Consider the following 24,854-nt stretch of genomic DNA (forward strand, 5'->3'; position numbering starts at 1 on the left):
AAAAAACCGCTGGTACGTCCGGTCATTCATTGAGCCGGCTGACTTTTTCGACATAGGCATCCGGGTCGAATTTGCGTTTAAGGCCGTTGGCGTTCATGTAGCGCACTTTGCCGAATACGCCCCTTTCGGCCCATGCGCGATCGTGTTTGCCGAAGCACCAGGCGATTCCCGTGTAGCTGTTGGCGTCACGGCCGTCGAGTTCGTACTTGTTATTCAAGTAAAGAGCGAGCTCAAAGCCCTGAGCGGGGTTTTTGGTCCATTCCAGTATCTTCTTGCCCCAGTACATTCGCATGTAGCCGTGCATTTTGCCGGTTATGACCATTTCGTGCTGAGCGGCGTTCCAGTATGGATCGTGCGTTTGGGCCTGCTCCAGTTCCTCGAGCGAGTAGAGGTGTTCTCGTTTGTCTTTGCTGTGGTGTTCGAGGGTCGCTTTTGCCCAGGGGGGCAGGCCTTCGTATTTGTCGTAATCGTCATTATAGGCGACGAAATTGTGGGCGAGCTCGCGGCGTACTATCAATTCTTCGAGGTAAGCTTCTTTGCCTTCTTTCTTGCCGGTGTAGCTTTTTACGCGGAGTGCGATGTGCAGCGGCGAGATCTGGCCGAAATGCAGATAAGGACTCACGTTGGAAAGCACGTCTTTGCACGGGTCGTTTCGGCCGTCGGCGTAGTCCTTGATCTTGTGGTCGATAAACTCATCCAGAAACTTGTTGGCCTGGGTTGTGCCGCCCTGGTAGAACCGGCTTTTGCTGACGCTGCGGTCGAGTTTGAGCTTCTTTATTGCTTTAGAGGCATTCTGGACATCGAAGCCTTTCAGGTTCATTTTAGTTGTCTTGACCTTGGGTTTGCGTTCTTTCAGATCGACCATGAAGCGGTCCAGATGCTTGTTTATTCGGGGCCTGAGGGTGCCTGCGCTGAAATTCTCTTTCTGTGAAGCGGTCTCGATGGGAACGATGAGGTTCGTTTCGATTTCGACGAATCTGCGATCGAGCTTTTCGCCGGCTTGTTCTCGCCATTTACGCTGGATGTGCAAGTGGCCGGCATCTACGATGACCATAGCGGCTTTTTGTGAATGCTCGATAAGGCCTTTGACAATGTCGCCGTTATGCACCACGATGGCTATACCGCGTTTCTGGACCTCAGTGATTGTCTCGCTCAATCCTTCGAGCATGAACCAGTAGTGCCTTTCATTTGCTTCCGGATAGTCGTCAGTCAGGCCGAAATATACTACCACCCCCAAGCTCAGCTCGTTGGCCTGGTCGATCGCGTACTCGAGGGCATGATTGCACTGAGCCCGTTGAGCTGCCTGCATCCAGTACAACACGTATTCGCCGTCATGAACAGGGCTGTCATTCAAAATTTCGATACGTTCATCCTGTATCATGGTCGGTCCTCCCCTATTTTAGGGTTTGATCTCTGTTACGTGCTGAAAGTTGTCGACGAAAATGTAGCTGTCCACGTTTACGCAGAAGAAAGCAGAATCTTCACTCTTGGCGAAAGGTTCGAGCTCAGGGTGTTTTCCCAGGTACCTGCCGAAAATGTCCGCTCGTGGCTTTTCGACTTCTATGGCTTTGCCGACAGCGGTTGCGGCGACGGCATTGGTGAAATCGCCGGCGGTGTTTTCCCTGTCGTCGACGAGCAGTGAAACCCGGCCGTCCTGCTTGATATTGTCATACTTGCGTGTTTTTCGTGGGGTTGCGAAACATATGACCTTAAAATCCTCACTGGTTGAAAAAGCGACAAGGTTTGCATACGGCTGTCCCTGGTGCTGGGTGCAAAGGACCGCAAGTCGCTGGGAAGTTAGCAGTTCGTTAAGTTTCAGGTGTTCGCTGGTGTTGTTGGGCATAGCCGGACCTTTTTATCAATTACCGAATCGATAGGGCACCTCTAACAATTCATTTTGGCGGACAAGCGAATCTTTTTGGTTCCGAGCGGCGTCAGACAAAAACCGCTTTAGCTACTACTAAAGCTGATTTGTCTTCCTTGCCGGAACGCAAAAATCTTCTACTTGCCGCTCAAAAGCATTTGTTAGAGCTCCCCTATATTTTTACTGCTGTACTATGTCTTCATCATAAAACGGGAGTAAACTGTTGGATATGATTTTTTCTGTTTTTTTACAGTTTAAAACTGCAATCGGGGTAAAAATCGACAAGAATTTTGAAATATGCTGAACAAAACTTCATGTTTGCCCGATATATTCAACAGGGTTAGGCCCCATGAAATTTCAGTAGTAATACCTGATTTACAATTTGCTCGTTGGTGCTAGGCTGTACTTTGGATTATGATGTGTGTATGCCTAATTGGCTAATGAGATAAATACAAGCTTTCATCACCCTCCTCCGAAGCCAGTTCCTCTCATCGAGGGCTGGCTTTTTTTGTGCGCATTCATTTGCTGCTTACTGCAATGATTCAAAAGGAGTTATTCTTGCCACTTTATGTGCGAGCCATTATCATTACTACAGACGGCACGGCTATTGAAGTGAGAGAAGGAACGTATGAATTTTGGTGTAAGCGAGAAAAAGGAGTCAGCGCTGCGGGAGCGCATGAGCAAGCTGGATATAGTGGAGTCCGACCTTGAGGAGTCATTCGCACGTTCTTCCGGGCCGGGTGGCCAAAGCGTCAACAAGGTGGCTACATGCGTCATTCTAAAGCACAAGCCAACGGGACATATTGTCAAAATGGGCAAGGAGCGTTCGCAATTGCTCAACCGTTATTATGCGCGTAAACGGCTTTGTGAGCTCATAGAAGAGAAAAGACTTGGACGCAAGAGCCCACAGGCACGCAAAGCTGCAAAAATACGCAAGCAGAAACAGCGACGTAAACGGAGGACCAGAAAGAAACTGGACGAAAAGTGAATCATTGCTGATGGAGGAATATCGATGCAGATAACATCACAACGTTTTGCAATCACAGGGGGCAGGATCGCCGTTTTGGGCACTATGATCGCTGTTTTGGCATTCTGTTCATCATGCGGGCCGGATAAGGATGCCCTGGCGCGACAGCGTTTTGAGAGAATGGCGAGCGTTATGGAGCGTCAAGGGTTTTCGGAAGATGATAACAGCGATGGGCAGGCTGCGGAAATCCCGGTACACGTCGAGATAGTCGCTACGAATTCCGAGAACTATGCCGCTCTGGAATCGCTTTGGGAGGAGGCTGAAACGGACGATGTGACCGTTTATAATGCAGCACAATTTCGGGATTCGGGTTTGAGAGTCGCGGTTGCGGGAGAGGGACTGGGCGAGAGGCTGGACGAGGTCAAGCAGAACCTGCATTTGTACGAAGGTTCGGATATGGTACTTCTGCTCACGCCCGGTGTAAGCGGCTACATGCCGTTGGGCAAAGGCATTTATCAGGCTTCATTCGTCTATGATCGGACCGAATATTCACCTGGGACGAGCAGCTTCGAGAATGCGAGGCGTTATCTGCGTCTCTCGGCAGAGCGCACAGCGGGCGATAAAATACGTCTGCGAATAGTGCCCGCTTTTGACAATTTGCAGAGTGATAAATCGGGTCTGGACATGAACGCCCTGTCCGCGCAGGCCGTTCTTGAGTCTGGTGAGAGCGTTTTGTTGGCCGAGAAAGCCGAACCGCGTTCTCCCGGAACTGCGCTGCTGAGCTACAAAGGAGTCGAATATCGTTTTCGAACGGTTCTTGTAATAACTCCCAATCCCTGAGCGCAAGGTTAAAGGTCATAGAAGAGGTTTCTAATCACCTCTTGAATAATCAGCCGAGTTGAAGTAGACTTTCTGCGGAAATCAATATTGCACCTATAAACGAGGGACAACTGGAAAAATGAAGAAGCCGTACAGTCTGCTAGCGTTCGGGACACTAATGGTGCTGGCAAGCATCCCCCCTGCCTTATTCTTTGACTATGCGCACTATTACACGTTTTTCTCGATTGGTATGCTGCTGGTGATGATGGGGCTGTATGAACTGCAGACAGATCGCGGGCTTTTCTCAAGCTGGAAGCCGCGTCAGCACATTGTCTTCTGGGGAGGTACCATAGCGGTTTGCATTTTTCTCGACCAGTTTGGTCTCGATGCGGGATACTGGCATTATCCGTGGTATTCGAACGTCTTCGATGAAATACTCAAATATGTATTCGAGTGGGCGGTGCCGTTCGTATATCTGGGATTCGGGCTGCTGATCGGGGAGAATTTCCTGCACAAGCGGGGAGTCGGGAGGGTAACCGCTTTTTTGGTGTCATTGCTGGTTTTTGTGACCGCACTGGGAATATTCACAGAGTTTTTCAATCTGTACGTATACTCGTGGAAGATAACCGACATGCCATTTACCGATGCTAAGGTGGGCGGTTTTTTCGTGATGTTCCAGACGTTCGGTTTCTGGGCGATGGCGATCATAGGTTATTCGAAACACGCACTTATAAGGCGGATGAGCTAGTCGATCTGTATAACGTGCGACGCTTCATACAGCGGAGCGACAGTCAGGTCAAAGCTCATGTTCAGGCGTTTTCGCTTGAAGGCAGTGTGCATTTCATCCAGAACTATCTCTGGGCGGTTTCGCTGTTCGCTGAGGTGGCCGAGCATGACGGCTGTGGGAGGTTTTTCGCTAATGTCCGCAACTTCGCATATGAGCTCGGCGGTGATGGGGTTGGGCATGTGCCATCTGCTGTTGGGATTCCAGTTCTCACGCAAAAGCTGGAGATCATGATTCGACTCGATGTAGACGAAATCGGCGTCGATCATTACATCACGAATTGCGGCAGCGTCGAAGAAATCCGCAGCGACAACGATCCGTCGCCCGTCGTGTGCAATTTCGAAAGCATGCGTGAGGTGGCCGGGGGCGTGAGGCACTTCTATCGGCCGTACTGTCAAATCTCCGATTACAAAAGACCTGGCCGCATATGAGTTCACATCGAGTTCAGCGAAACGGTAGCCTCGGAAGTGTTTGCCGGGGAGCAGATCGACGGACTCCTCGTGTATGTACAGGGGCACCATCCGCTGCTGGAGCACCTTCAAGGCGGAGTAGTTGATGTGGTCGCCGTGCAGGTGGGTCACGAGCACAGCGTCGGGGCCGCCATCGAGGCCGAACTGCTGATCGAACGCAGCTCGGACAGCTTTCTGGCTGCGAAATCCGCAATCTATTACGAGCCTGGTAGTGCGGGAGGACAGCACGAGGCAGTTGCCTTTGCTAGAGCTTATAAGTGTCTGAAAAGTCAGAGCCATGCGACTACCATCCTATCTTGAGTTGATCGGCCAGAGGCTTGTTCGGGTCGACGGTTGATTTTTTGCTTTCGGGGTTTTTGCCTCGGCCTTTACCGCGATCGTTTCGCGGCTTTTTGCCGCCCTGCCGTTTCGGTTTCTCTTGTTTAGGCTTGTCTTCCTTTTTAGATGGTTCTTTTTTCAAGCTCAGAGCGATACGCTTTCGCGAGATGTCGACGTCGAGCACACGGACCTCGACCTGCTGCTGGACCTTGACGACTTCATTTGGGTCCTCGACGAAACGGTCGGCCATTTCGCTGATGTGGATCAGGCCGTCCTGATGCACGCCGATGTCGACGAATGCACCGAAGGCGGTGATATTTGTGACGATGCCGGGCAGTTTCATGCCGATCTTGAGATCGGACATTTCGTTGACACCTTCGGCAAAGCTGAATGCATCGAATTTTTCGCGCGGGTCCCGGCCGGGCTTGCTGAGTTCAGATTTTATGTCAGCCAAGGTGGGAAGACCGACCTTTTCGGTGACGTATTTGTGAAGGTCTATTTTGTCACGCAGTTCTGCGTTGGTTATCAGATCGCCAAGGCCGCAATTGAGGTCCTTTGCCATCTGCTCGACAACGGGATAGCTTTCGGGGTGGACAGCACTTGCGTCGAGCGGGTTCCGGGCGTCTCTGACACGCAGGAAGCCGGCGCACTGCTCGAAAGTTTTGGCACCAAGGCCGGGGACGTTCTTGAAATCCTCGCGGGATTTGAATGGACCGTTCTGGTCGCGGTGCGCGACGAAGCGTTCCGCGAGTGATGGTCCCAGGCCGGAGACGTAAGTAAGGAGCTGTTTGCTGGCGGTGTTGACTTCTACGCCCACCGCGTTTACACAACTGACGACTGTATCGTCGAGGCTGTTTTTGAGCATGGTCTGGTCGACGTCGTGCTGGTACTGACCGACACCGATGGACTTGGGGTCGATCTTGACGAGCTCTGCGAGTGGATCCATGAGCCGTCTGCCTATGGATACGGAGCCGCGGACGGTGAGGTCGTAGTCGGGGAACTCTTCGCGTGCAGCTTCGGATGCCGAGTATATCGATGCGCCGCTCTCGTTGACCATTACGACGGTAATGCTTTTTGGCAGACCGATAGAGCGTATGAACGCCTCGGTTTCACGGCTGGCTGTGCCGTTGCCTATGGCGACAGCTTCGATGCCGAACCGTTCGCAAAGGGCCGCGACTTTCGCCTTTTCCTGCTCGATCTTGCCTGCGCCTGAGTTGTGCGGGAAGATGGTGTCGTTGTGCACCAGTTTGCCCTGCTTGTCGAGGCAGACCACCTTGCAGCCGGTGCGGAAGCCAGGGTCGATCGCCAGCACCGCCTTACCGCCAAGCGGCGCAGCCATCAGGAGTTGACGCAAGTTTTCGACGAAGACCTTGATCGCTTCGCTGTCGGCACGTTTTTTTGTTTCGAGCCGCATCTCTGTTTCCATGCTGAGCATGATCAGACGTTTGAATGCGTCCCGTATTGCCGCTTTTACATGGGGTGTGCTGGGAGTTCCTTCCTTGACGAACAGCTCGTCAAGTATTTCCTCGGCCCGCTCCTGGGGGACGCTGATCCTGAGCGTGAGGAACTTTTCTTTTGCACCTCGGCGCATGGCGAGGATGCGGTGGCTCGGAGCCTTGGATATAGCTTCGGAGAAATCGAAATAGTCCTTGTATTTGGCACCTTCTTCTTCCTTGCCGGGGATGACCTTGCTGACGAATTCGCCGTGATTACGGTAAAGTTCACGGATGCGTTCGCGAGCCTGCTGGTCCTCGCTGACCCATTCGGCGATTATGTCCCGTGCGCCTGCGAGCGCGTCATCGGCGGTTTCGACGCCCTTCTCTGTGTCCACATATTTGACGGCTTCGGATGCGGGGTCGAAGTCCTTTTCCTGCTCGAACATGGCTTTTGCCAGCGGTTCGAGGCCCTTTTCTTTGGCGATGGTCGCACGAGTGCGGCGTTTGGGTTTGTAGGGCAGGTATATGTCCTCGAGCACGGTCATTGTTTCGGCCGCCTCGATCTTCTTTTTCAGTGCCGGTGTCAGCTTGCCCTGTTCGTCTATTGACTTGAGTATGGCCTCTCGGCGTTTGTCGAGTTCGGCCAGTTGGTTGAGTCTGTCACGTATGGCCGTGATCGCAACCTCGTCCAGGGAGCCGGTCGCTTCCTTACGGTACCGGGCTATAAAGGGTACGGTCGCACCGTCTTCGAGCAACTGGGTAACTGCTGCGACCTGCTTGAGTGAAATATTCAGTTCATCCGCTATTTTACTGACGTACTTAGCTTCCATTACAAAGTCCTAAAAAAGCAAACAAATATTTTGCGTCAATGTTACTATCTTTTCGAAATTATGAATATAAAATTGTCGCTTGCAAAACGCAAGCTCTCAATTCCTTATCCGGAAATAACAGCCTCTGCAACTTTTATTCCGTCGACCGCGGCTGATATTATTCCGCCTGCGTAACCTGCTCCTTCGCCTGCGGGATAGAGGCCGGCGGTGTTCAGGCTGCAGAAATCGTCTCCGCGTAATATCCTTACCGGTGAGCTGCTGCGTGTTTCCACGCCAGTTAGCACCGCGTCGGGCATGTCGAAGTTTTCGAGTTTTCTGCTCATTGCGGGGATCGCTTCGCAGATCGCGGCGGCGACATAATCGGGGAGGCAATGGCGGAGGTCGCAGCCGGTAACGCCCGGTCGAAATGACGGAAGGACATTTCCGAACCGCGTTGTCGGTCGGCCCGCGAGAAAATCGCCTACTGTCTGGGCCGGGGCGTTATACGTCTCGCCGCCCATTTCAAAGGCCTTTTGCTCCCACTTGCGCTGAAACTCTATGCCCGCAAGATCATCGCCTGGGCCGAAATCTTCGGGTTTTACGCCGACGAGTATGGCAGCGTTGGCGTTTTCTCGATCGCGGGCGAACGAACTCATGCCGTTGGTGACGACCTGGCCGGGCTCGCTGGCTGCGCCGATGACTTCACCGCCGGGGCACATGCAGAAGGTGTAGGCTGATCGGCCGGTATCGCTGTGGTGGACGAGTTTGTATTCTGCTGCGCCCAGGCGAGGGTGGCCGGCGTACTTGCCGTACTGTGCCTTGTCGATCATATCCTGCGGGTGTTCGATACGCACGCCAATTGCGAACGGCTTGCGGGCCATCTGCACGCCTGTGCGATTGAGCATTGCGAACGTGTCGCGTGCGCTGTGTCCGATCGCGAGGATCACGGTTTCGGTGTGGATGGCTTCGCCGCTTGCAAGACGCAAGCCGCGGACATGAGAGTTTTCGATCAGCAACTCATCCATACGGGTTTCAAAACGAACATTGCCGCCGAGAGTTATTATCTTTTCTCTGATTCGGGCGACCATACCGACAAGCACATCCGTGCCGATGTGGGGCTTGGCGATGTATCGAATTTCTTCGGGAGCACCGGCCTGGATTAACTCCGCGATCACTTTATCAACCCTGCAGGCGCGGTCCTTTATGCCGGTGGTAAGCTTGCCGTCTGAGAAAGTGCCTGCGCCGCCCTCTCCGAACTGCACGTTTGAATGCTCGTCAAGTATACCCTTGTTCCAGAATCTCGCGACGTCTGCTGCGCGATCTTTTGCAGGCTTGCCGCGTTCGAGGATTATCGGTTTGAGGCCGGCTTCGGCAAGCAGCAGGCCCGCGAAAAGGCCGGAAGGTCCTGTACCGACGATGACCGGACGGGACTTAGGTATCCTAGTCAAAGAAGGAGGTGTATATTCTCGTTCTTTTGGCTTCTGAACGCCTTTGAGTGAGTCCAGGCGTCCTGTGAGCTCATCTTCGTCCTGTAGTTGCGTATCAACTGAATACACGAACGATACGCCGCGCCGTTTGCGTGCATCGATACTGCGGCGGTATATGCGCCAGTTCTGAATCTGTTCCGGTTTGACGCCCAGACGTTTGCAAACTTCGCGCAGCAGATCCTGCTCTGTATGATCCAACGGTAAACTTATGTCATTGATCCTTAGCATCACCCTGCCGGTCAATCCCTAAACCACCCCAGGTCATTCATTTTCATCCACCCCGCCGTAGATCGGCTTCATCTTGCCCAGGTTCGGCACGATCGGCAGTGCTCCCTCGAACGGCTTGTAAGCATCGCCCCAGTAGAGGAAAAACGCCTTGCCTACAAGGTACCCACGAGGCACGATGCCTTCGCGGTATGTCCTTCCTTCGTTGCCGATACCGGGTCCGCGCCACATGCGGCTGTCGTGGCTGATCGGGCTGTTGTCGCCGGCCATGAAATACTCGTCTTCATCAAGCGTAAACGGCTCGTTGGGTCGTGGACGCAGGACATTGCTTCCGTAATACATGTCACGCCATATCTCAATGTGACTTATGTCGATGTTGCTGGCACCGTAGATTTCTACGCCGGGCTTGTAATCGCGGCGATGCACTCCCATATCACCACGCTGGCGGCCTGCATCGTATTTGAGTACATTTTCACCAATGCGCAAAACGACCATGTGATCCACTATTTCAAAGCTGAACTCTGAGCCGTTCCACACACTTACTCCTGGAATATCGCGCTGAACAAGGACTTCCCTCTGTTCACCTGTGAAACGGTCAATGATCATCTGACCGGCAAAATCGACCCAACCACGGTAGAGGACATTGTTCTTTTTCAGACCTGCTCCGATCATGCCGTCATCACTTGCGGAAGTGACATTGAAGACAACACGGAGATCACTAACTTCGGGTCTTATAGCTATGGGATTGCTGTTATACGCATATCTGGCTTCGAAGTCGTGTCCGGTCCGGTCGACATAGTGTAGTGTGTTGATCCGGCTTTGCGGACTGACCAGTGAGAATACGGCCGAGTTTTCGACACTGGTGTTCCATATAGAACCATCTACATTTTCAAAAGGCTGCTGCCAGACTTGGTTAGTGTACGGCCCTTTGTCTTCGAGAGCCGCTGCGAGGCGATCCGCACGTCCGCCTGGCTGATAATCGTTTATGTATAGCGGCATCCAGAGTTCGTCCTGCACTTTTGGGGGTTTGCGCCGTATAAGGCCGTCGATATAAACGTCACCGTCTATCAGCTCCACGGTTTCGCCCGGCTTTGCGATAAGGCGTTTAATGTAGTTTTCCTCGGGCCGGATGGGATATTTGAACACGACGACATCCCAGCGATCAGGTTCTTTGAACTGGTAGGCAGCTTTGGAAACGAAAATACGGTCTCCGTTCGTTACGGCAGGCATCACTTCCGGGCTTGCCCAGTACGCGCAACTGGGGCATCTGGCATGCGGCAGTTCGCTGACTTCATCCGTTCCGAGATCGTATTCGTAGCCGCAGCGGGGACATCTGAGGTGGTAATGGTCGCCGCGCAGTGTCTCGGCCATGCTTCCGGTGGGTATTCTGAAGGCCTCTACTACGAACGCGCGGAATACAAATGCCAGCACAACGGCGATAAGCAGCCATTCGAACGTGTTTACAACACCGGCAAGTGTGGTATTGTAACGAGGCTCGAACTGTGATCCGGGCTGGTTTTCGCGAAATCCTTTTCCCATTTACTCAGCTCCATGAATGTCATTCTTAATCGGTCGCGGTGTCGGTTTGATAACGGCCGCCGTATATGGCTTTCATACCCCTGGTGTTGGGTACGAGCCTCGGGCCGAACCCCTTGTTCCCGATCTTTGGCTGATAACCGCCCGGCCAGTAGACAAAGAACGCCTTGCCGACCAGGTATTCACGCGGTACAACACCTTCGCGATACTCTCTGCCGCTGTTTCCTAGGCCGGGCTGATCCCAAAGCCTGCTGTCGAAGCTGGCTGGGCTGTTGTCACCGCACACGAAATACTGGTCGTCTGAAAGTGTGAACGGGTCACCTGCTCCTGCTCGTAGAATGTGGTCGCCATTTTGCGTAACCTGCGTGTAGTGCATGTCGCGGAATAGGCCTACATGACTGAGGGTCAATTCGCCGGCACCGAATATTTTTGCTTCGGGCATGACCTTGATTATTGTTCCAGCGTCGTCTCTGTCACGTCCCAGATCATATTCTATTTGAGAATCGCCGAATTCAAGTACGAGTCTGTGGTCGACATTCATAAAACGGAATCGTTTTGCTTCGTCGCCCTGGACCCACTTGCCTTGCCCGGCCGCAAGCTCTGTTATGGTGTCCTCAGCGTCTATTCGCGAAATGACCATGGTTCCGTCTGAGTTAACCCGGCCCCTGTAACGGATCCCGTATTTCGTCAGTTCTGCGCCGAGCACTGCATCGCCCTGCCCTGCCTGTACCTGGAACTGGGCCATCAGGTCACTGCATACGGGCATAAACTTGTAACTCCTTGGATTGTTATAAGCATATGAGGCGCGGAAATCGTTGCCTTTACTTGTGTCATAATAGATAGTATGGATATTATCCGGGGAGCTTTCGAGTTTGAACAGCCTTCCAGAATTTTCGGTCAGATCCCACTGAGAACCTTCGGTATTTACAAAGGGCTGGACCCAGGTATGGCCGTTGTATCTGGCGATCTCAGGCTCGACCGGGTGATAGTCATTATCATAGACAGACATCCACATTTCTTCCTGAACATTTTCAGGTTTGCGTGCCATTTTGCCGTCTATGTAGATGTCTCCGTCGACTATTTCCACCGTCTCGCCGGGCAGTGCGATCATTCGTTTGATGTAGTTGATCGCCGGCTCAACAGGATTTTTGAAGACAACAACATCCCAGCGGCTGGGTTCGATGAACTGGTAAATGCACTTGAGGACGAATATTCTGTCGCCCTTTGTCACCGGACCGACCCTTTCAGGGGGGACCACGGGACGACCGTAAGACAGCTTTACCGGGGCCATAAAATAGCCGCAGCTTGGACAACGCGGAGGCAGGGTTCTTTGGACCCTGTTGCCTCGGCCAGTACGGAGAGGCTCGATAACTACATTATCACCTCCGGGGGTCACGTTCGGGGACAGATTGTATCTCTGGTGGTCAAAGCCGTAATCATAAAGGTATCCGCACTGAGAGCATCGCAGTTTGAAGTGAGCGCCCTTTAGGCTGCTGGCCATGCTGCCGGTGGGTATCGTGTAGGCCTGCATTACAAATACGATAAAGACAAGCGTGACCGAAAATGCCATCAGCACCCATTCAGCCGTTCCGAGTACGGAATCCGCTAAACCAGACTTTTTGTTCTTATTCCGTTTATTTCTTTGCGCCAAAACTACGGCCTTTCGCTATCACCAAGAAACGATTTGCAACTCCATCAAGAATTACAAAAAAGTTGACCTCATCTAAATCCAGAATAGATGCATGTGCGGCTACGAAAAAATTAAAACCTGATTATTGCATCCAGAGCCCTGGCGGTCAAGAAGGTATTGCATTTTTCGGACATTACAACCCGCCGAGTGCCCATAATTGAACGATATGAGGCGATACTTCTATTAGAAATCTGCTTAAATATGCTTTTAATCACTTGGCCAGCAGAACTCGATAGCGGCAATGATGCAATCATTAAATGAAGGATTTGCTTTTAATGCAGCAGCGTCAAAAATATCCAAAAATATTTCTTGCTCGTTAGAAGTCTTTATTGTATAGTGATTTGCGATAGCTAACTGATTTTTAACAGCGTTCACAGCCACTTGGATCAGCTATCGTTTCCGCCCTTAATTACGGGGATTTTTTGTGCCTCAGCGGGGCTATTGAGTCTATTAACATCGATTTTTCTTTAATAAACTGCTAGTTTCGGGGAAGTCCATGGCAACCGTAACAAAGAAAGAACTCATCGACCGCATAGCGGATCAAACACAAGCAAAAAGAGTTGTAGTCAAGCGGATCATTCAGTCATTTCTCGATGAGATGGTGACTGAACTTTCGGATGACAACCGGCTTGAATTCCGTGATTTCGGCGTCTTCGAAACTCGAACCCGTGCAGCAAGAGTAGCACAAAACCCTAAGACTCTTGAAAGAGTGCAAGTACCTGCTAAAAGAACAGTAAAGTTCAAGATGGGCAGGCTTATGAGGGAAAAACTGAGCACACCCGTTGAAATGAGCGAAACCGAATAACAATCTTTGTTTAGTTTACGGTTGATCCGATCATCTCACGAATCGTTGTGCCGGCCATTGGCCAGAATCGAGAACCAGGAGTTCTAAAATGTCTGACGGAATTGTTAAGTGGTTCGACAGGAAAAAAGGGTATGGGTTTATTTCCTGCGGGCCCGATCCAGATGTCTTTATCCACCATTCTAACCTCGTTGATCGTGCAAAGCTGCCCAATGAAGGCGATCGCGTTCAGTTCGAGGTAGAGAGCGGCGAGAAAGGCCCTGTAGCCAAGAGAGTCGCTATAGTGTAAGTTGACTCGCCGCATCATTGCGCAAGTTCATTTATGAGCGAGTGGGGGAAGTGCGGATTAAATTGGGGATAAGGGGGGAGCTGAAAAAAGTGAATACGCCCGAGAGGATTCGAACCCCTAACCCTCGGTTCCGAAGACCGATGCTCTGTCCAGTTGAGCTACGGGCGCCTGTGGTCGTGGTAATATATTGTCCGCAGAGATGTCTGTCAACAACTAAGACGTGAGAATGGGCAGTTTTGGCATACGGGTCATTCATCTGTCCAGCTAAACGCAACAGAGCGACCGTGAAGCCGCTCTGCTGATCCAACCGGAACATTTCAAATTTCAAACAGCCTCTAGTCTTTTAGATAGTCGTTCATAGCAGCAGCGGCTATGCGTCCCTGGCCCATTGCCAGGATAACAGTTGCTGCACCCAGAACGATGTCTCCGCCTGCGTAGACGCCATCGAGAGAGGTTTTGCAGTCTTCGTCGACGACGATATTGCCCCATTTATTCATTTCAAGGCCCGGCGTGGTCTGGCCTATCAGGGGATTGGCACCGTTGCCGATCGCAACGATGACGGTGTCGACATCTATTTCGAATTCACTGCCTTCGATAGGTACAGGGCGTCTTCTGCCTGAATCGTCAGGCTCACCCAGCTCGTACTTAAGGCATTCAAGAGATTTGACGTAACCATCGCCGTCTCCCAGGATGCGCTTCGGGTTCTGCAGTGTTTTGAATATGATCCCTTCTTCTTTGGCGTGGTGCACCTCTTCGACCCGCGCAGGCATTTCCGCTTCGCTGCGGCGGTAGATCAGGTAGACCTCTTCTGCGCCAAGACGGACCGCGGTACGAGCTGCGTCCATCGCGACATTTCCGCCGCCGAGCACAGCAACCTTCTTAGATACAGCGATCGGCGTATCTGCGCCTTCGCCGAACTGATAGGCCTTCATGAGGTTTGCACGGGTGAGGTATTCGTTCGCGCTGTAGACACCAACGAGCTGTTCGCCCTCAATGTTCATGAATCGCGGCAGACCGGCACCTACGCCTATGTACGCGGCGTCAAAGCCGTCCTCTTCGAGAAGCTGTTTGACGGTTCGGGTACGGCCTACGATGAAATTGCACTCAAACTTGACGCCCATCTTCTCCAGGCCCTTGATCTCGCGTTCAACGATGGCCTTGGGCAGACGGAATTCGGGGATACCATAAACAAGCACACCGCCAGGCTTGTGGAACGCTTCGAAGACGGTCACATCATGTCCCGCCCTGCGGCAGTCTGTGGCAACTACTACGCCGCCGGGACCTGAACCTATGACTGCGACCTTCTTGCCGGTGGGCGGAGCTATCTTTGGTGTTGAATCGTTTTCTTCGCCCCAGTCAGCGACGAAACGTTCGAGACGCCCTATCGCGACTGCCTTGTCGACATCCTTGAATCTCTTGGCGACTGTGCATTTTTCCTGGCACTGTACTTCCTGCGGGCATACACGGCCGCATACAGATGGAAGCAGGGAGTTTTCCTTGATGATTTCCAGAGCCTGCTGGTACTGACCGTCCGCGATTGCAGACACGAAATCCTTGATCTTGATCTTTACAGGACAACCGGCCACGCAGGGGGCGTTCTTACACTGCAGGCATCGCAACGCTTCCAGTCTTGCCTGGGTTTCGGTATAGCCAGTCGCGACTTCGTCAATATTGTCGCGCCGCTCAGTTGCATCCTGAGCGGGCATGCCCTGCGGCGGGATCTCATATCTCTCTTTGGGCTTTAAATCGCCGTTGTTATGTTTTTCGAGTAGTTCCTGTAAAAGCTTCTTATCGTCAGTCACAAGTAAACTCCATGGTATATTTTCTGCTGCTTGGATCGGCAGTCTTGGGTTCTCTATTTATTATTGTTCGCGTCAAGACCGATACGGCACTTATGCTGATACTGCTCGTAGGCCTTTTTCTCGAGGTCCTTGTAAGCAGCCTGCCTTTTCATCATTTGATCGAAATCTACCTGGTGGCCGTCGAATTCGGGGCCGTCGACACAGACGAATTTCGTCTCACCTCCGACTTCGACACGGCAACCGCCGCACATGCCCGTGCCGTCGACCATGATGGTGTTAAGCGAAACCTGCGTTGGCACATCGTACTTGCGGGTAACTTCGCTGCAGAATTTCATCATTATCGCGGGGCCTATTACCATCGCGAGATCAGGTTTTGGCGATTGTTTGCAAATTTCTTCCAGAGGCTCGGTGACCAATGCTTTTCGCCCGCATGATCCATCGTCCGTAACTATGATCAGTTCATCACTGATAGATGCGAAGTCTTCTTCGAGGATAAGCAAGTTCTTTGTTCTGGCTCCAAGGACAGTCACAATTTCATTGCCTGCGTCCTTGAGAGCCCTTGCTATGGGAAGCAAGGGTGCGTTTCCAATGCCGCCGCCGACACAGACAACTTTGCCGAACTTCTCTATGTGCGTTGGGGTGCCAAGCGGCCCTGCAATATAGCCCATTTCATCACCAATGTTCAGCTCGGACATCTGGGCCGTGGTTTTACCAACTCTCTGCCATACCAGGCGAATAGTTCCTTTTTCGGTGTCAGCCCCGGCAATTGTGAGTGGAATGCGTTCACCAATTTCGGCATCGAGGCCGACGATTACAAACTGACCCGGCTTGCGGGCTTCGGCTATCAGCGGAGCTTTGACATCGACTGTGAAGACATTTTCTGACAATTGCTGCTTTTTAATTATCTTGTGCGCCACGTTCACCTTTCACGAAAAATCTGTCTGGAATTCGTGCGTTCCGGGCGGTCCTGTACCGCAATCTCAGAGCGCAGTTGAGAAAAGTGCAGGTATGATATGCAAGTTGTATCCATATGTCAAACGAAACAGTAAGCATCAACCGTTATACGGGGACAACCTTGCATTGGTCGGTGGTGATGCAGAAAAACACCTAAAAAACACTAGCAACTGTAAGGTACTGTCAGGCATGAACTTATGCTGCCATGGTTTTTGGAAATCGACAAATCTACAAAAGCAAAAAAATATTTCACAATTTGATATTTTTAGAAATTCTTATAGCTACCAAGCCCCCTGCTTATGGACTGGCACTCGAACCCCTGCCTATTCATGTCGGAGTGATTCGATCGGATCCATATGCGCCGCTCTGTAAGCTGGATATATTCCAAATGCAAGTCCGACTGCTGCACTAATACCGAAGGCCAGAACAAGCGAACCGGGAGTAATTACCGTCCGCATCTGACCGAAATAGGTAACTAATATGGGAATCAGTGATCCCACCGCCATCCCCAGTATACCGCCGCAGAGTGTCAGGATCAGCGTCTCTGAAAGGAACTGCATTACAATATCCCTCTGCCTGGCACCAAGTGCACGTCGGATGCCTATTTCGCGTGTACGTTCACTGACAGTCGCCATCATAATGTTCATGATACCGATGCCGCCCACCAGAAGGCTGATAGCCGCGATAGAACCAAGGACGATGGTAAATATACGCTGGACATCTTTAGCGCGCTGCATAAGCTCCAGCGGCACAATAATTTCGTAATCATTCTTCTTGTGAAATCTAGATAGTATAGACTGCACGCTCCGCCTTGTAGACAGAACCTGGTCGATTGTGCGCGACTGCACAATAATTTCCTGTAACTCAACACGCTCCAGTGTGGCACCGCCGGCTCCCATTTGGATTGATGTTTCTCCAAATCGCGTCCGGGCCGTTGTAAGAGGGATATAGATTTTGCCCGTATTCGCACCGCGTTCCTTTTCCGGATTGTTTTTCCCGCCCTGCAGCTCTGATGCAGCTATGTCTTTCTGCGCAGAAACCACACCGACCACACTGTAATAATCTCCACCCACTTTTATGTTCTGTCCCAGCGGATCGTCAAACAGAAAGAGTTCGTTGCGAACCTTATCATCGATTACACATACAGCCTGTTTGTAATGTGTATCTGTTGTCGTAATGAAACGTCCATACTTTAGGCTCAAGGACAATATTTCCCGATACCACGGCACAGTTCCGATGACCTCGGTTGAGACCCGGCTGTTGCGATAAAGAGCCTGATCCGAAATACGTCTGTTTGGCACGAGCACACGCACGTTCGGTATTGCACCGCGAAACCGCTCCGCATCGTCGTAAGTCAAACCATATTCTTTGAGCGTCTGCTGTTGACCGATGGATGATTTGTCTTCTGGGGGCGGGACCGTTTTGATGATGATGTTTCGACTGCCCAACTGCGATATTTTTTCCTGAGCATCCTGGCTGGCCCCTTCTCCAATCGCCAACATTGAAACGACGGAACTGACGCCGAAAATAATCCCAAGCATCGTAAGGGTTGACCGTAGACGGTGCATCCAAAGGCTTTTAACTCCCAGTTTCAGCGTGCGTTTGAAACGAAAAATCATGAAAGGCCGCCCTTAATTATATACGTCTTCTGCAATCTGCCCATCGAACAATCTGATCGCTCTTTGAGCATGCGTTGCAATATTCTCATCGTGTGTTACAACTACCAACGTCTTGCCTTCCTCGTGCAAACGGTCGAGGATGTCGAGGATGTCCGAACCGCTTTGCGAGTCGAGATTACCTGTCGGCTCATCCGCCAAGATGATCAGCGGGTCGTTCGCCAAAGCCCTTGCGATAGCAACCCGCTGCTGCTGACCACCACTTAATTCCGAAGGACGATGCCGCATTCTGTCACCAAGACCCACCATTTCAGCAAGCTCTTTGGCCCTTTCGTTACTCTCCTCTTCACTGTAGTTCTGGTAAAACATGGGTATTTCTATGTTTTCTATGACATTCAATTGAGAGATGAGATTGAAGGACTGAAAAATAAAACCGATCCTTGCTCCGCGTATTTTGGAAAGTTCATCATCTTCCAGTTCTGAGACATCTACCCCTCCCAGTTTATAGCTGCCGCTCGTGGGCCGATCGAGACACCCAATCATATTCAGCAGTGTAGACTTTCCCGACCCGCTGGGGCCCATTATAGTCACATATTCGCCGGTATTGATCGTCATGTCAATTTCACGCAATACCCGCAGTTTTGTCGGGCCAAGCTGATAATTCTTGCAAAGTTTTTCCATTAAAAGAATGGACTCTTTTTGCGCATTGGCATCAATATGGGTCATAAGGCTATTATCTTCCATCAATTCTGTCCCCGACTCTGCGTTTCCACACTGCCCCCGCCACCAGGAGCTTTCGATGGTATGTTGTCGCCGGACTGCGTTTCTCTCGAGGCGCCGCGTTCGCCCCTTCCGGAACGTCTGCGTCCCTGGGGTGAGCCTTGCTCTTCGCGGGCTGCCTGTCCATCATTGGGTGAACCTTCATCTTCGCTCTGGCCATCCTCTGCCCGACGGTTTTTCCATGCATTGTTAGACTGGACATAACCAGATTCCCCAGAGTAACTGTCGAATAAAGGAGGATTCATAAGCACCTGTTCACCTTCTTCCAGGCCTTCTACGATCTGAACCATTGTGTCCGTAAAAGCTCCTGTGCGAACCTGCCGTTCTTCAGGGCCGGGCTCTGATTCTACGTAACAGACCTTTCTACCACCACGGTTAGCCACAACCTGGATCGGAACCTGCAGCACCTCTTCCATATCCCTGACCAATATCTCCACACTGCAGGACATGCGTGTTCTCAGAAATTCATGTGTACCATCTATACTTACAAGCGTCTTATATACTTTCAGGTCTGGGTTCATCCAGCCCTGCTGCTGGTCAGGTAGCGGAGCAACCTCCAGCACTTCGCCATGCAGGGTTCTATCAGGGAAGGCATCCATGATGATCTGTGCCGGCTGACCGGCCCTTACTTTGTCCACTTCGGTCTCATGGACGCTGATCTCTGCGACCATGGCAGCGGTATCCGGCATCGAAATAATGGTCTGGCCTTCGTAGACAACTTCACCTTTGGCAATTATACCGCCTGAACCGCCTCGTCTCATAGCTCTGAACGTATCGCCGCTACCGCCCTCTCCGTAGATCACCAGCCCCGGCGCAACCGCTCTAATTGTGCAAAATTCTATCTGCTCCCGCAGTTCTTCCACGAAATTGCGTTGCGAATTATACCGCTCCTCCCAATTGTTCAAGCTTGCCTGGGCTTGCGCCAGTCTGGATCGGCATTGAGCGTAGGTCCGCTCAAGCTCTCGGCCAGCTTCAACGTAATCACTGAGATATTGCTCAGCGTTCTTCGGAAAATCGTAATTAAGGAACAGATCGAGATTAACCTGAGCATTTTCCCGGGAAAACTGACGACTTGTAACATCCAGCCTGTCCCGCTCCAACTGCAGATCCGAAACATAGTCCGCTTCGTGCAGCTTTTCGGAGCCTGCCAGTGTGTCCTCAGCAGTTGTAAGGTTGCCTTCGGCGAGAACAATCTCGTCTCTGAGCCTTTTGAGTTCCTGCCCTGCTGAAGAACCGTCCAGAAGGTTAGGGTCATTTTTGACCTTTTCGAGGAAAGGGGACACATGCCCTGTCAGGCTTTCTGCCTCGTCGACGTTTTTCGTCAACTGGGCCGCAAGCTGTTTGCCGAGATATTTTTCCAGATCAAGCAGTGCAAACCGCACAGTAAGCCTTGCATTTGAACTGTCACTTTCGTTTTGTATGACCTGAATATCATAAGCTTCTTTGGCGGCTGTATAGTTCTCCTGGTCGCCTGCCAGCTCCATTTCTTCTTCCTGAAGTCGATCTTCCAAACTCGAAGAGTCGAGCTCGACCAGCACCATACCATTATCAACATCTTCCTGGGTAACATAGGTTCCAGGCGGCACGATGTCGAGGATGGCAATATCGGATATACCCCTCATACGCTCCACCCGGCACTTGTACTGAATGGAATCCTTCGCGCGTATGCTGCCTCCTTCGGTCACTGTCACCATAAGGTCACCTCGGCGAACGGGTACTGTCTGCTCTTCGTTAACATCGACAGCGCCAGTCTGTGCAGCCAGAAACCAGACGGTCGCCACGATGACGGCTGCTGCCAAGAATATTATCAGCTTCTTCTTATGTCTCATTGAAGATTTGCTCTTTTTCTGTGTATTCTTGCTTGGCATAAACTCGAACCTTCATTAATTTGCAATTACCTGTCTTGTTCCCACATTCCGTCAGGCTTAACCCGCAGGATACCTACATCGCGGAAGAAACTCAACTTCGCGATCATATGATCTACCAATGCATTGAGCACATCGTCCTGGGCCTGCACCAGTGCATCTTCCGAGTCGAGCAGCAGTCGGACCGTTCCCCGGCCGTACTGGAGTGACAATTTTTCGACCTGAACTCTCTTTTCAGCAAGCTCCAGGCCCATCTTCTGGATCCGGTAACTTTCAGCCGTCTGAACGAGTTCTCGGTATGCATCACGAACCTGAAGCTTGACCCTGTCCACCTCTTCATCATAGTCTCGCTGTTGCCGCTGCACATTTATCAGCGCTTCCCTGTAATCGTTACGCTCCGCCCTACGGTCCAACGGCAGATTAGCGGTAATCCCTGCACTGTATGCTCCGTCATGAAATCTAAGGCGGGTTATTTCAGTATCGGGAGTTGAATCGACGTCAGCACTTGCTACTAAATCCACCTGCGTTACCAAACCATCCGCTGCAAGAATTAGTTTTCTTTCAGAATCGTCCAATCTGTCCCGCACATTGCTCAAATCGAGACGAAGTTCCTGTGCTGTTTTTATCGCCTCTTCCGCGCTGTATTCCGGCTCACTGACACCTATATCCTGCAAAGCCGTTAATTCGTCCGGGTCCAGCTCCACATCAACATCTGTGGGCAGAGCAAGTGTTATCTTGAAATTATCAAGAGCCTGCTCATAGTTCTGAACAGCCGAAACGACATTCTGCTCGGCACTGAGCAGTCGCTGTTCGGCTTCTGCAAGATCGTATGCCGGCCGCTGCCCCACCTCTACCTCCATGCGAAGCTGATTGGTCGAATCGACAAGTCGCTGATAGCTGGCTTGCTGGATTTCAACGCGGTTTTTCTGCAAAAGGACCCTGTAGTACTCGCTGATAACCGAAACTACAAAATCCTTACGAAATCTATTGAACGATCTTATGTTGTAAAGAACGTTTCTCTCTGCCTGTGTAAGGTTCTCACGTGCTATACGACCGGCTCCATTGCCGATCAGGGGTGCAGCCAAACTGGCAGACAAAACAGATCCCAGCGATGTCTGCGGATCCCCTGTCAGATACCTAAACCAGTCCGCTGTCAGGCTGGTGCCTATCAGGATACCATCGCCTAAAAGGAAATCTCTTCTCACACCACCCGATGACTCTATGGTCGTCGACTCGTCAGCGGGTGTATTTTCATAAAAGGCATCTACTGTCCCGAACCACTGCGTGGCATATTGATAGCGCGTAAGCGTCAGATCGAGCGCAGACAGATAAAGAGACTCCTTCTGTGTCTGGTAAGATCTATTGAAGTTGGTAGCCATCTCTACCGCACTGGCCTGACTGAGCACGCCGGACTCAGGAATCCTTGAAACCACATCAATCTGATTCGGTTCGCCGTCGCTTATCCTGTAATTGGCTTTATAACCAAATCTCTCCTGCCATTTATTATTCAGGATCTTATAGACATCTTCGTCCGCTTCCGACTTGTATTCATCCGGCGTCTTGCACCCAAATGAAAAAACCAGCAATCCAACTAACGCAAAAAGAGATATTGATCGCACAGACCTGCACAAGTTACTCATAAACCTCTCGTTCTTTGATAACCGTATTTGATGACTAGACGTGCGGGAAACACGTTTATTGCAAAGAAATGTAATTTTTGGCCACATTGATCAATGCCTGAGATACGGAAAGAAGCAGAAAACCACGATAAGGCTGGCAAACCTGACTCAAATAAAAGCAGAATCGCAAAGATAAAGTGGGTTGCTCAATACCGCAATGTATCATAACATCTTCTATTGCCGTAATACAAACGGATTATATGGGACCAAAATTAATCCGGGGGGGACAAGAAAAAATGCGGGGGACCAAATGGTATATTATGGCCATTTTGTTTTTGCTGATCGGGCTGGGTACCACGAGTGCACAGGATGAAAAGGCTGAAGTGCATGTTGGCGTGGTCATAGATGGTCCATGGGAGAACAACGCGGGAGTATCGAATCTTTTCGTCAGCGAAATACTCAAGCTCACAGGTAACGAATTCAATGTCGTTTTTTCGCCGAAGCATACCTTTATAGCCGACTGGTCACAGGAGAGCATCGAGGGGGGGATCGAGAGATTTCTTGCGGACGAAGAAATAGACATTGTGATGACACCGGGGATCATTGGTTCGCACTATCTGAGCACTCGAGGGCCGCTTGGCAAACCCGGCATTGCACCGTTCGTTCTGGATGCCAAAATACAGAGCCTGACGGTCACCGATTCTGGAACCAGCGGTGTGAAAAATCTGACTTATGTGCTCATAGGCGGCAGCGTCTCTGAGAGCCTCACGGATTTTCTTGAGGTCGTCAAATTCAAACACATAACATTTCTGATTGGTCAGCCGGTTGCAAAGGCGATACCACGGTTACCAGGTGGGCTGGTTCGTGAGGCTGAAAAGATGGATCTAAGCGCGGACTATCTCGAGGTCAGTGAATCCGCTGAAATAACTCTTAAAAAGCTCAAAGCTAGAACTGATGCAGTTTACGTCAACCCGTTGATGAATATAAGCGGTAAAGAGCTGGCCCGACTTGCTGAAGGACTCAAGGAACGAGATATTCCGAGTTTCTCAGCAATCGGTAAGGACGGAGTGGAAGTTGGCTTTCTAATGTCCACGCTTCCGGAATCGCTGTTCCAGAGAATTGCAAGGCGAACGGCATTAAATCTGCAGTCGATACTGCTGGGCACGGAACCGAGCGAGCTGCCTGTAAGACTTGCCGGCAGAGAGGAACTGACGCTGAACGTCGAAACGGCTGAGGCGATCAGGCTTGAGATACCGTGGAATCTACGTCTGGAGGCGGACCTGATCGGCAAGACAGAAAGGGAAAGACTCCCGAAGCTGAGTATGGAGCGGGTACTGTCCGAAGCGGTTGCAAAGAACCTTGACATCGCGGCACAGGAACGGATGGTTGCTGCGGGGTCTGCACAAGTAAGAGATGCTCTGGCCGTGTTGCTGCCTCAGATCGATTTATCCACGCAGGTTGTTCAGGTAGATAAGGACAGGATCGAAGCTGCGCCGGGTGAAGCAGCGGAGCGGGAATACAGCACAGGATTTGAATTCAGGCAGCTTTTATATTCCGAGCAGGCATGGGCAAGTTACGACATAGAAGAGTTTCTGCAGGCCGCCCGTTTGCAGGAGCTCAACGAAGTCAGGCTGGATATAACGCAGCAGGCCGGTACGGCTTACCTGGACGTATTGCGTGCGCAAACAAGGCTCCGGGTGCGTATGAGTGATCTGCGTCTGACTCGTTCAAACCTGCAGATGGCCAGGGAAAGACGTGAGGTCGGAGTCAGCGGGCCGGGCGAAGTGTACAGGTGGGAGAATCGCCTTGCCACACGAAAACAGGAGGTACTAAATGCCGAAGCGGATCTGCAGATAGCTATGCTAGAGGTAAACCGCCTTCTACACAGACCGATTGATATGCAGTTCGCTGTAGCGGAGACAAGTCTTGGAGATGATGAGCTGCTTCTCAACAGATTGAACTTTTTTGAAAGCCTGAGTACGAGGAAAGCGGTTTTGAACTTTGCGGATGCTTTGGTTAAGACCGGCCTTGCCAGATCGCCGCAGATACGGAACGTCAAAGCATTGATAGATGCCAAACGCAGGGAACAAAAAAGCACTGAAAACGCGATGTGGCAACCTGATGTGGCTTTCGTATTCGACTTCTCTCATCGTTTCGCAGAAGAAGGAGTAGGAGAAAGATTTCTTAAAGCGAGCCCGGAAAACGACACGGATTGGGCAGCGGGCATTTCAATTGATTTCCCCTTGTACAGCGGAGGAAGTAAAACCGCCAGGATCATCCAAACCACCCAGGAACTGGCTGAACTTATTTTCACGCTCGGTTCCGCTCGCGAACAGGTCGAACAGCGGGTGCGGGCCGCAATGGAAACTGCGACGGCATCATACAGGAACATCGGATTGTCGAGAAAAGCCGAAGCTGCGGCAGCTAAGAATCTGGATCTGACGGTCGATTCTTATGCGCAAGGCGTGGTGTCGATACTGGATCTGCTCGATGCTCAGAACGCGGCAGTGCAGGCCGAGCTGGCATCCGCGAACGCGGTTTATGACTTCCTAATAGACCTTATGGAAGTCCAGCGGGCAGCAAGCATTTTTAACATACTTATGGAGGATGAAGCCGAGGAGATAATGTTCGGACAATTGAGACAGGCAGTGAAAACTGATACCGGGAGGTAGCTGTTTCGGCCAGGGTGGGTAAGAAAACCTGCGACAGATGATTCTGCCGC

General features: G+C 51.3%; 20 protein-coding genes and 1 tRNA gene. 6 read left to right on the forward strand and 15 right to left on the reverse strand.

Going from position 1 to position 24,854, the window contains the following annotated elements:
- Positions 1 to 22 precede the first annotated feature (22 nt).
- Together STSP2_RS12485 and STSP2_RS12490 are read right to left on the reverse strand one after the other, a co-directional pair.
- Positions 23 to 1,381: a deoxyribodipyrimidine photo-lyase gene (locus tag STSP2_RS12485; RefSeq protein ID WP_146663097.1), complete on the reverse strand. Its 1,359-nt coding sequence runs from the start codon at positions 1,379 to 1,381 to the stop codon at positions 23 to 25.
- A gap of 18 nt (positions 1,382 to 1,399) precedes the next feature.
- Positions 1,400 to 1,843: a pyridoxamine 5'-phosphate oxidase family protein gene (locus STSP2_RS12490; protein WP_146663098.1), complete on the reverse strand. Its 444-nt coding sequence runs from the start codon at positions 1,841 to 1,843 to the stop codon at positions 1,400 to 1,402.
- 649 nt (positions 1,844 to 2,492) lie between these two features.
- Here STSP2_RS12490 and STSP2_RS12495 point away from each other — a divergent pair.
- From STSP2_RS12495 to STSP2_RS12505, 3 genes are all read left to right on the forward strand, one after another.
- Complete coding sequence (locus STSP2_RS12495) at positions 2,493 to 2,852, forward strand: peptide chain release factor family protein (protein ID WP_146663099.1); 360 nt, start codon at positions 2,493 to 2,495, stop codon at positions 2,850 to 2,852.
- A 24-nt stretch (positions 2,853 to 2,876) separates the two neighbouring features.
- Entirely contained in the window at positions 2,877 to 3,671 is a 795-nt protein-coding gene (locus STSP2_RS12500) for a hypothetical protein (RefSeq protein ID WP_146663100.1), read from the forward strand.
- A gap of 118 nt (positions 3,672 to 3,789) precedes the next feature.
- On the forward strand, positions 3,790 to 4,398 hold the full coding sequence (locus STSP2_RS12505; protein WP_146663101.1) for a hypothetical protein: 609 nt from the start codon (positions 3,790 to 3,792) through the stop codon (positions 4,396 to 4,398).
- Here STSP2_RS12505 and STSP2_RS12510 read toward each other — a convergent pair.
- From STSP2_RS12510 to STSP2_RS17355, 6 genes are all read right to left on the reverse strand, one after another.
- Positions 4,395 to 5,183 carry an MBL fold metallo-hydrolase gene (locus tag STSP2_RS12510; RefSeq protein ID WP_146663102.1) on the reverse strand — a complete coding sequence of 263 codons (789 nt, stop codon included), beginning with the start codon at positions 5,181 to 5,183 and terminating at the stop codon, positions 4,395 to 4,397. The two genes, STSP2_RS12505 and STSP2_RS12510, sit on opposite strands and share 4 nt — an antisense overlap.
- 4 nt (positions 5,184 to 5,187) lie before the next feature.
- The gene (locus STSP2_RS12515) at positions 5,188 to 7,488 is read right to left on the reverse strand and encodes a Tex family protein (RefSeq protein WP_146663103.1); all 2,301 of its coding nucleotides are present in this window, start codon (positions 7,486 to 7,488) and stop codon (positions 5,188 to 5,190) included.
- Between the two features lie 104 nt (positions 7,489 to 7,592).
- Positions 7,593 to 9,182: an NAD(P)/FAD-dependent oxidoreductase gene (locus tag STSP2_RS12520; RefSeq protein WP_146663104.1), complete on the reverse strand. Its 1,590-nt coding sequence runs from the start codon at positions 9,180 to 9,182 to the stop codon at positions 7,593 to 7,595.
- Positions 9,183 to 9,215: 33 nt separating this feature from the next.
- The gene (gene lepB / locus STSP2_RS17515; protein WP_205847892.1) at positions 9,216 to 10,718 is read right to left on the reverse strand and encodes a signal peptidase I; all 1,503 of its coding nucleotides are present in this window, start codon (positions 10,716 to 10,718) and stop codon (positions 9,216 to 9,218) included.
- Between the two features lie 25 nt (positions 10,719 to 10,743).
- The gene (gene lepB, locus STSP2_RS17520) at positions 10,744 to 12,366 is read right to left on the reverse strand and encodes a signal peptidase I (protein ID WP_205847893.1); all 1,623 of its coding nucleotides are present in this window, start codon (positions 12,364 to 12,366) and stop codon (positions 10,744 to 10,746) included.
- Positions 12,367 to 12,612: 246 nt separating this feature from the next.
- Positions 12,613 to 12,786 (reverse strand): hypothetical protein, encoded by a 174-nt coding sequence (locus tag STSP2_RS17355; protein ID WP_169853194.1) that lies wholly within the window; start codon positions 12,784 to 12,786, stop codon positions 12,613 to 12,615.
- Positions 12,787 to 12,901: 115 nt separating this feature from the next.
- Here STSP2_RS17355 and STSP2_RS12535 point away from each other — a divergent pair, with 115 nt between their 5' ends.
- Both STSP2_RS12535 and STSP2_RS12540 read left to right on the forward strand, forming a co-directional pair.
- Complete coding sequence (locus STSP2_RS12535) at positions 12,902 to 13,210, forward strand: HU family DNA-binding protein (RefSeq protein WP_146663105.1); 309 nt, start codon at positions 12,902 to 12,904, stop codon at positions 13,208 to 13,210.
- An 88-nt stretch (positions 13,211 to 13,298) separates the two neighbouring features.
- Positions 13,299 to 13,496, forward strand: coding sequence for a cold-shock protein (locus STSP2_RS12540; RefSeq protein WP_146663106.1), 198 nt, complete (start codon positions 13,299 to 13,301; stop codon positions 13,494 to 13,496).
- 94 nt (positions 13,497 to 13,590) lie between these two features.
- On the opposite strand, the gene STSP2_RS12545 is transcribed toward STSP2_RS12540, so the two are convergent.
- The 7 genes from STSP2_RS12545 to STSP2_RS12575 all read right to left on the reverse strand — a co-directional run bounded on the left by STSP2_RS12545 (position 13,591) and on the right by STSP2_RS12575 (position 22,153).
- Positions 13,591 to 13,664 (reverse strand) — tRNA-Arg (locus STSP2_RS12545).
- A gap of 167 nt (positions 13,665 to 13,831) precedes the next feature.
- Positions 13,832 to 15,298, reverse strand: a complete 1,467-nt coding sequence (gene gltA, locus STSP2_RS12550; RefSeq protein WP_236782705.1) for an NADPH-dependent glutamate synthase — start codon at positions 15,296 to 15,298, stop codon at positions 13,832 to 13,834.
- A gap of 53 nt (positions 15,299 to 15,351) precedes the next feature.
- Complete coding sequence (locus tag STSP2_RS12555; RefSeq protein ID WP_146663107.1) at positions 15,352 to 16,215, reverse strand: sulfide/dihydroorotate dehydrogenase-like FAD/NAD-binding protein; 864 nt, start codon at positions 16,213 to 16,215, stop codon at positions 15,352 to 15,354.
- A 360-nt stretch (positions 16,216 to 16,575) separates the two neighbouring features.
- Positions 16,576 to 17,793 carry an ABC transporter permease gene (locus tag STSP2_RS12560; RefSeq protein ID WP_205847894.1) on the reverse strand — a complete coding sequence of 406 codons (1,218 nt, stop codon included), beginning with the start codon at positions 17,791 to 17,793 and terminating at the stop codon, positions 16,576 to 16,578.
- Positions 17,794 to 17,883: 90 nt separating this feature from the next.
- Positions 17,884 to 18,612 (reverse strand): ABC transporter ATP-binding protein, encoded by a 729-nt coding sequence (locus STSP2_RS12565; protein WP_236782706.1) that lies wholly within the window; start codon positions 18,610 to 18,612, stop codon positions 17,884 to 17,886.
- Positions 18,612 to 20,477, reverse strand: coding sequence for an efflux RND transporter periplasmic adaptor subunit (locus tag STSP2_RS12570; RefSeq protein ID WP_169853195.1), 1,866 nt, complete (start codon positions 20,475 to 20,477; stop codon positions 18,612 to 18,614). Before STSP2_RS12570 ends, STSP2_RS12565 begins: the two co-directional genes overlap by 1 nt.
- 65 nt (positions 20,478 to 20,542) lie before the next feature.
- Positions 20,543 to 22,153: a TolC family protein gene (locus STSP2_RS12575; protein WP_169853196.1), complete on the reverse strand. Its 1,611-nt coding sequence runs from the start codon at positions 22,151 to 22,153 to the stop codon at positions 20,543 to 20,545.
- A gap of 275 nt (positions 22,154 to 22,428) precedes the next feature.
- Here STSP2_RS12575 and STSP2_RS12580 point away from each other — a divergent pair, with 275 nt between their 5' ends.
- The gene (locus STSP2_RS12580) at positions 22,429 to 24,804 is read left to right on the forward strand and encodes a TolC family protein (RefSeq protein ID WP_205847895.1); all 2,376 of its coding nucleotides are present in this window, start codon (positions 22,429 to 22,431) and stop codon (positions 24,802 to 24,804) included.
- Positions 24,805 to 24,854: the final 50 nt, after the last annotated feature.

This window comes from Anaerohalosphaera lusitana (assembly GCF_002007645.1).
In the GTDB taxonomy this organism is placed as follows: Bacteria; Planctomycetota; Phycisphaerae; order Sedimentisphaerales; family Anaerohalosphaeraceae; genus Anaerohalosphaera; species Anaerohalosphaera lusitana.

Coding starts and splice junctions, on each gene's coding strand:
- STSP2_RS12580 (WP_205847895.1), top strand. CDS start 22,429: ATGCGGGGGACCAAATGGTATATTATGGCCATTTTGTTTTTGCTGATC.
- STSP2_RS12570 (WP_169853195.1), bottom strand. CDS start 20,477: ATGAGACATAAGAAGAAGCTGATAATATTCTTGGCAGCAGCCGTCATC.
- STSP2_RS12505 (WP_146663101.1), top strand. CDS start 3,790: ATGAAGAAGCCGTACAGTCTGCTAGCGTTCGGGACACTAATGGTGCTG.
- STSP2_RS12560 (WP_205847894.1), bottom strand. CDS start 17,793: ATGCTTGGGATTATTTTCGGCGTCAGTTCCGTCGTTTCAATGTTGGCG.
- STSP2_RS12485 (WP_146663097.1), bottom strand. CDS start 1,381: ATGATACAGGATGAACGTATCGAAATTTTGAATGACAGCCCTGTTCAT.
- STSP2_RS12490 (WP_146663098.1), bottom strand. CDS start 1,843: ATGCCCAACAACACCAGCGAACACCTGAAACTTAACGAACTGCTAACT.
- STSP2_RS12510 (WP_146663102.1), bottom strand. CDS start 5,183: ATGGCTCTGACTTTTCAGACACTTATAAGCTCTAGCAAAGGCAACTGC.
- STSP2_RS12495 (WP_146663099.1), top strand. CDS start 2,493: ATGAATTTTGGTGTAAGCGAGAAAAAGGAGTCAGCGCTGCGGGAGCGC.
- STSP2_RS12540 (WP_146663106.1), top strand. CDS start 13,299: ATGTCTGACGGAATTGTTAAGTGGTTCGACAGGAAAAAAGGGTATGGG.
- STSP2_RS12535 (WP_146663105.1), top strand. CDS start 12,902: ATGGCAACCGTAACAAAGAAAGAACTCATCGACCGCATAGCGGATCAA.
- lepB (WP_205847892.1), bottom strand. CDS start 10,718: ATGGGAAAAGGATTTCGCGAAAACCAGCCCGGATCACAGTTCGAGCCT.
- STSP2_RS12520 (WP_146663104.1), bottom strand. CDS start 9,182: ATGCTAAGGATCAATGACATAAGTTTACCGTTGGATCATACAGAGCAG.
- STSP2_RS12565 (WP_236782706.1), bottom strand. CDS start 18,612: ATGGAAGATAATAGCCTTATGACCCATATTGATGCCAATGCGCAAAAA.
- STSP2_RS12515 (WP_146663103.1), bottom strand. CDS start 7,488: ATGGAAGCTAAGTACGTCAGTAAAATAGCGGATGAACTGAATATTTCA.
- STSP2_RS12575 (WP_169853196.1), bottom strand. CDS start 22,153: ATGAGTAACTTGTGCAGGTCTGTGCGATCAATATCTCTTTTTGCGTTA.
- STSP2_RS12500 (WP_146663100.1), top strand. CDS start 2,877: ATGCAGATAACATCACAACGTTTTGCAATCACAGGGGGCAGGATCGCC.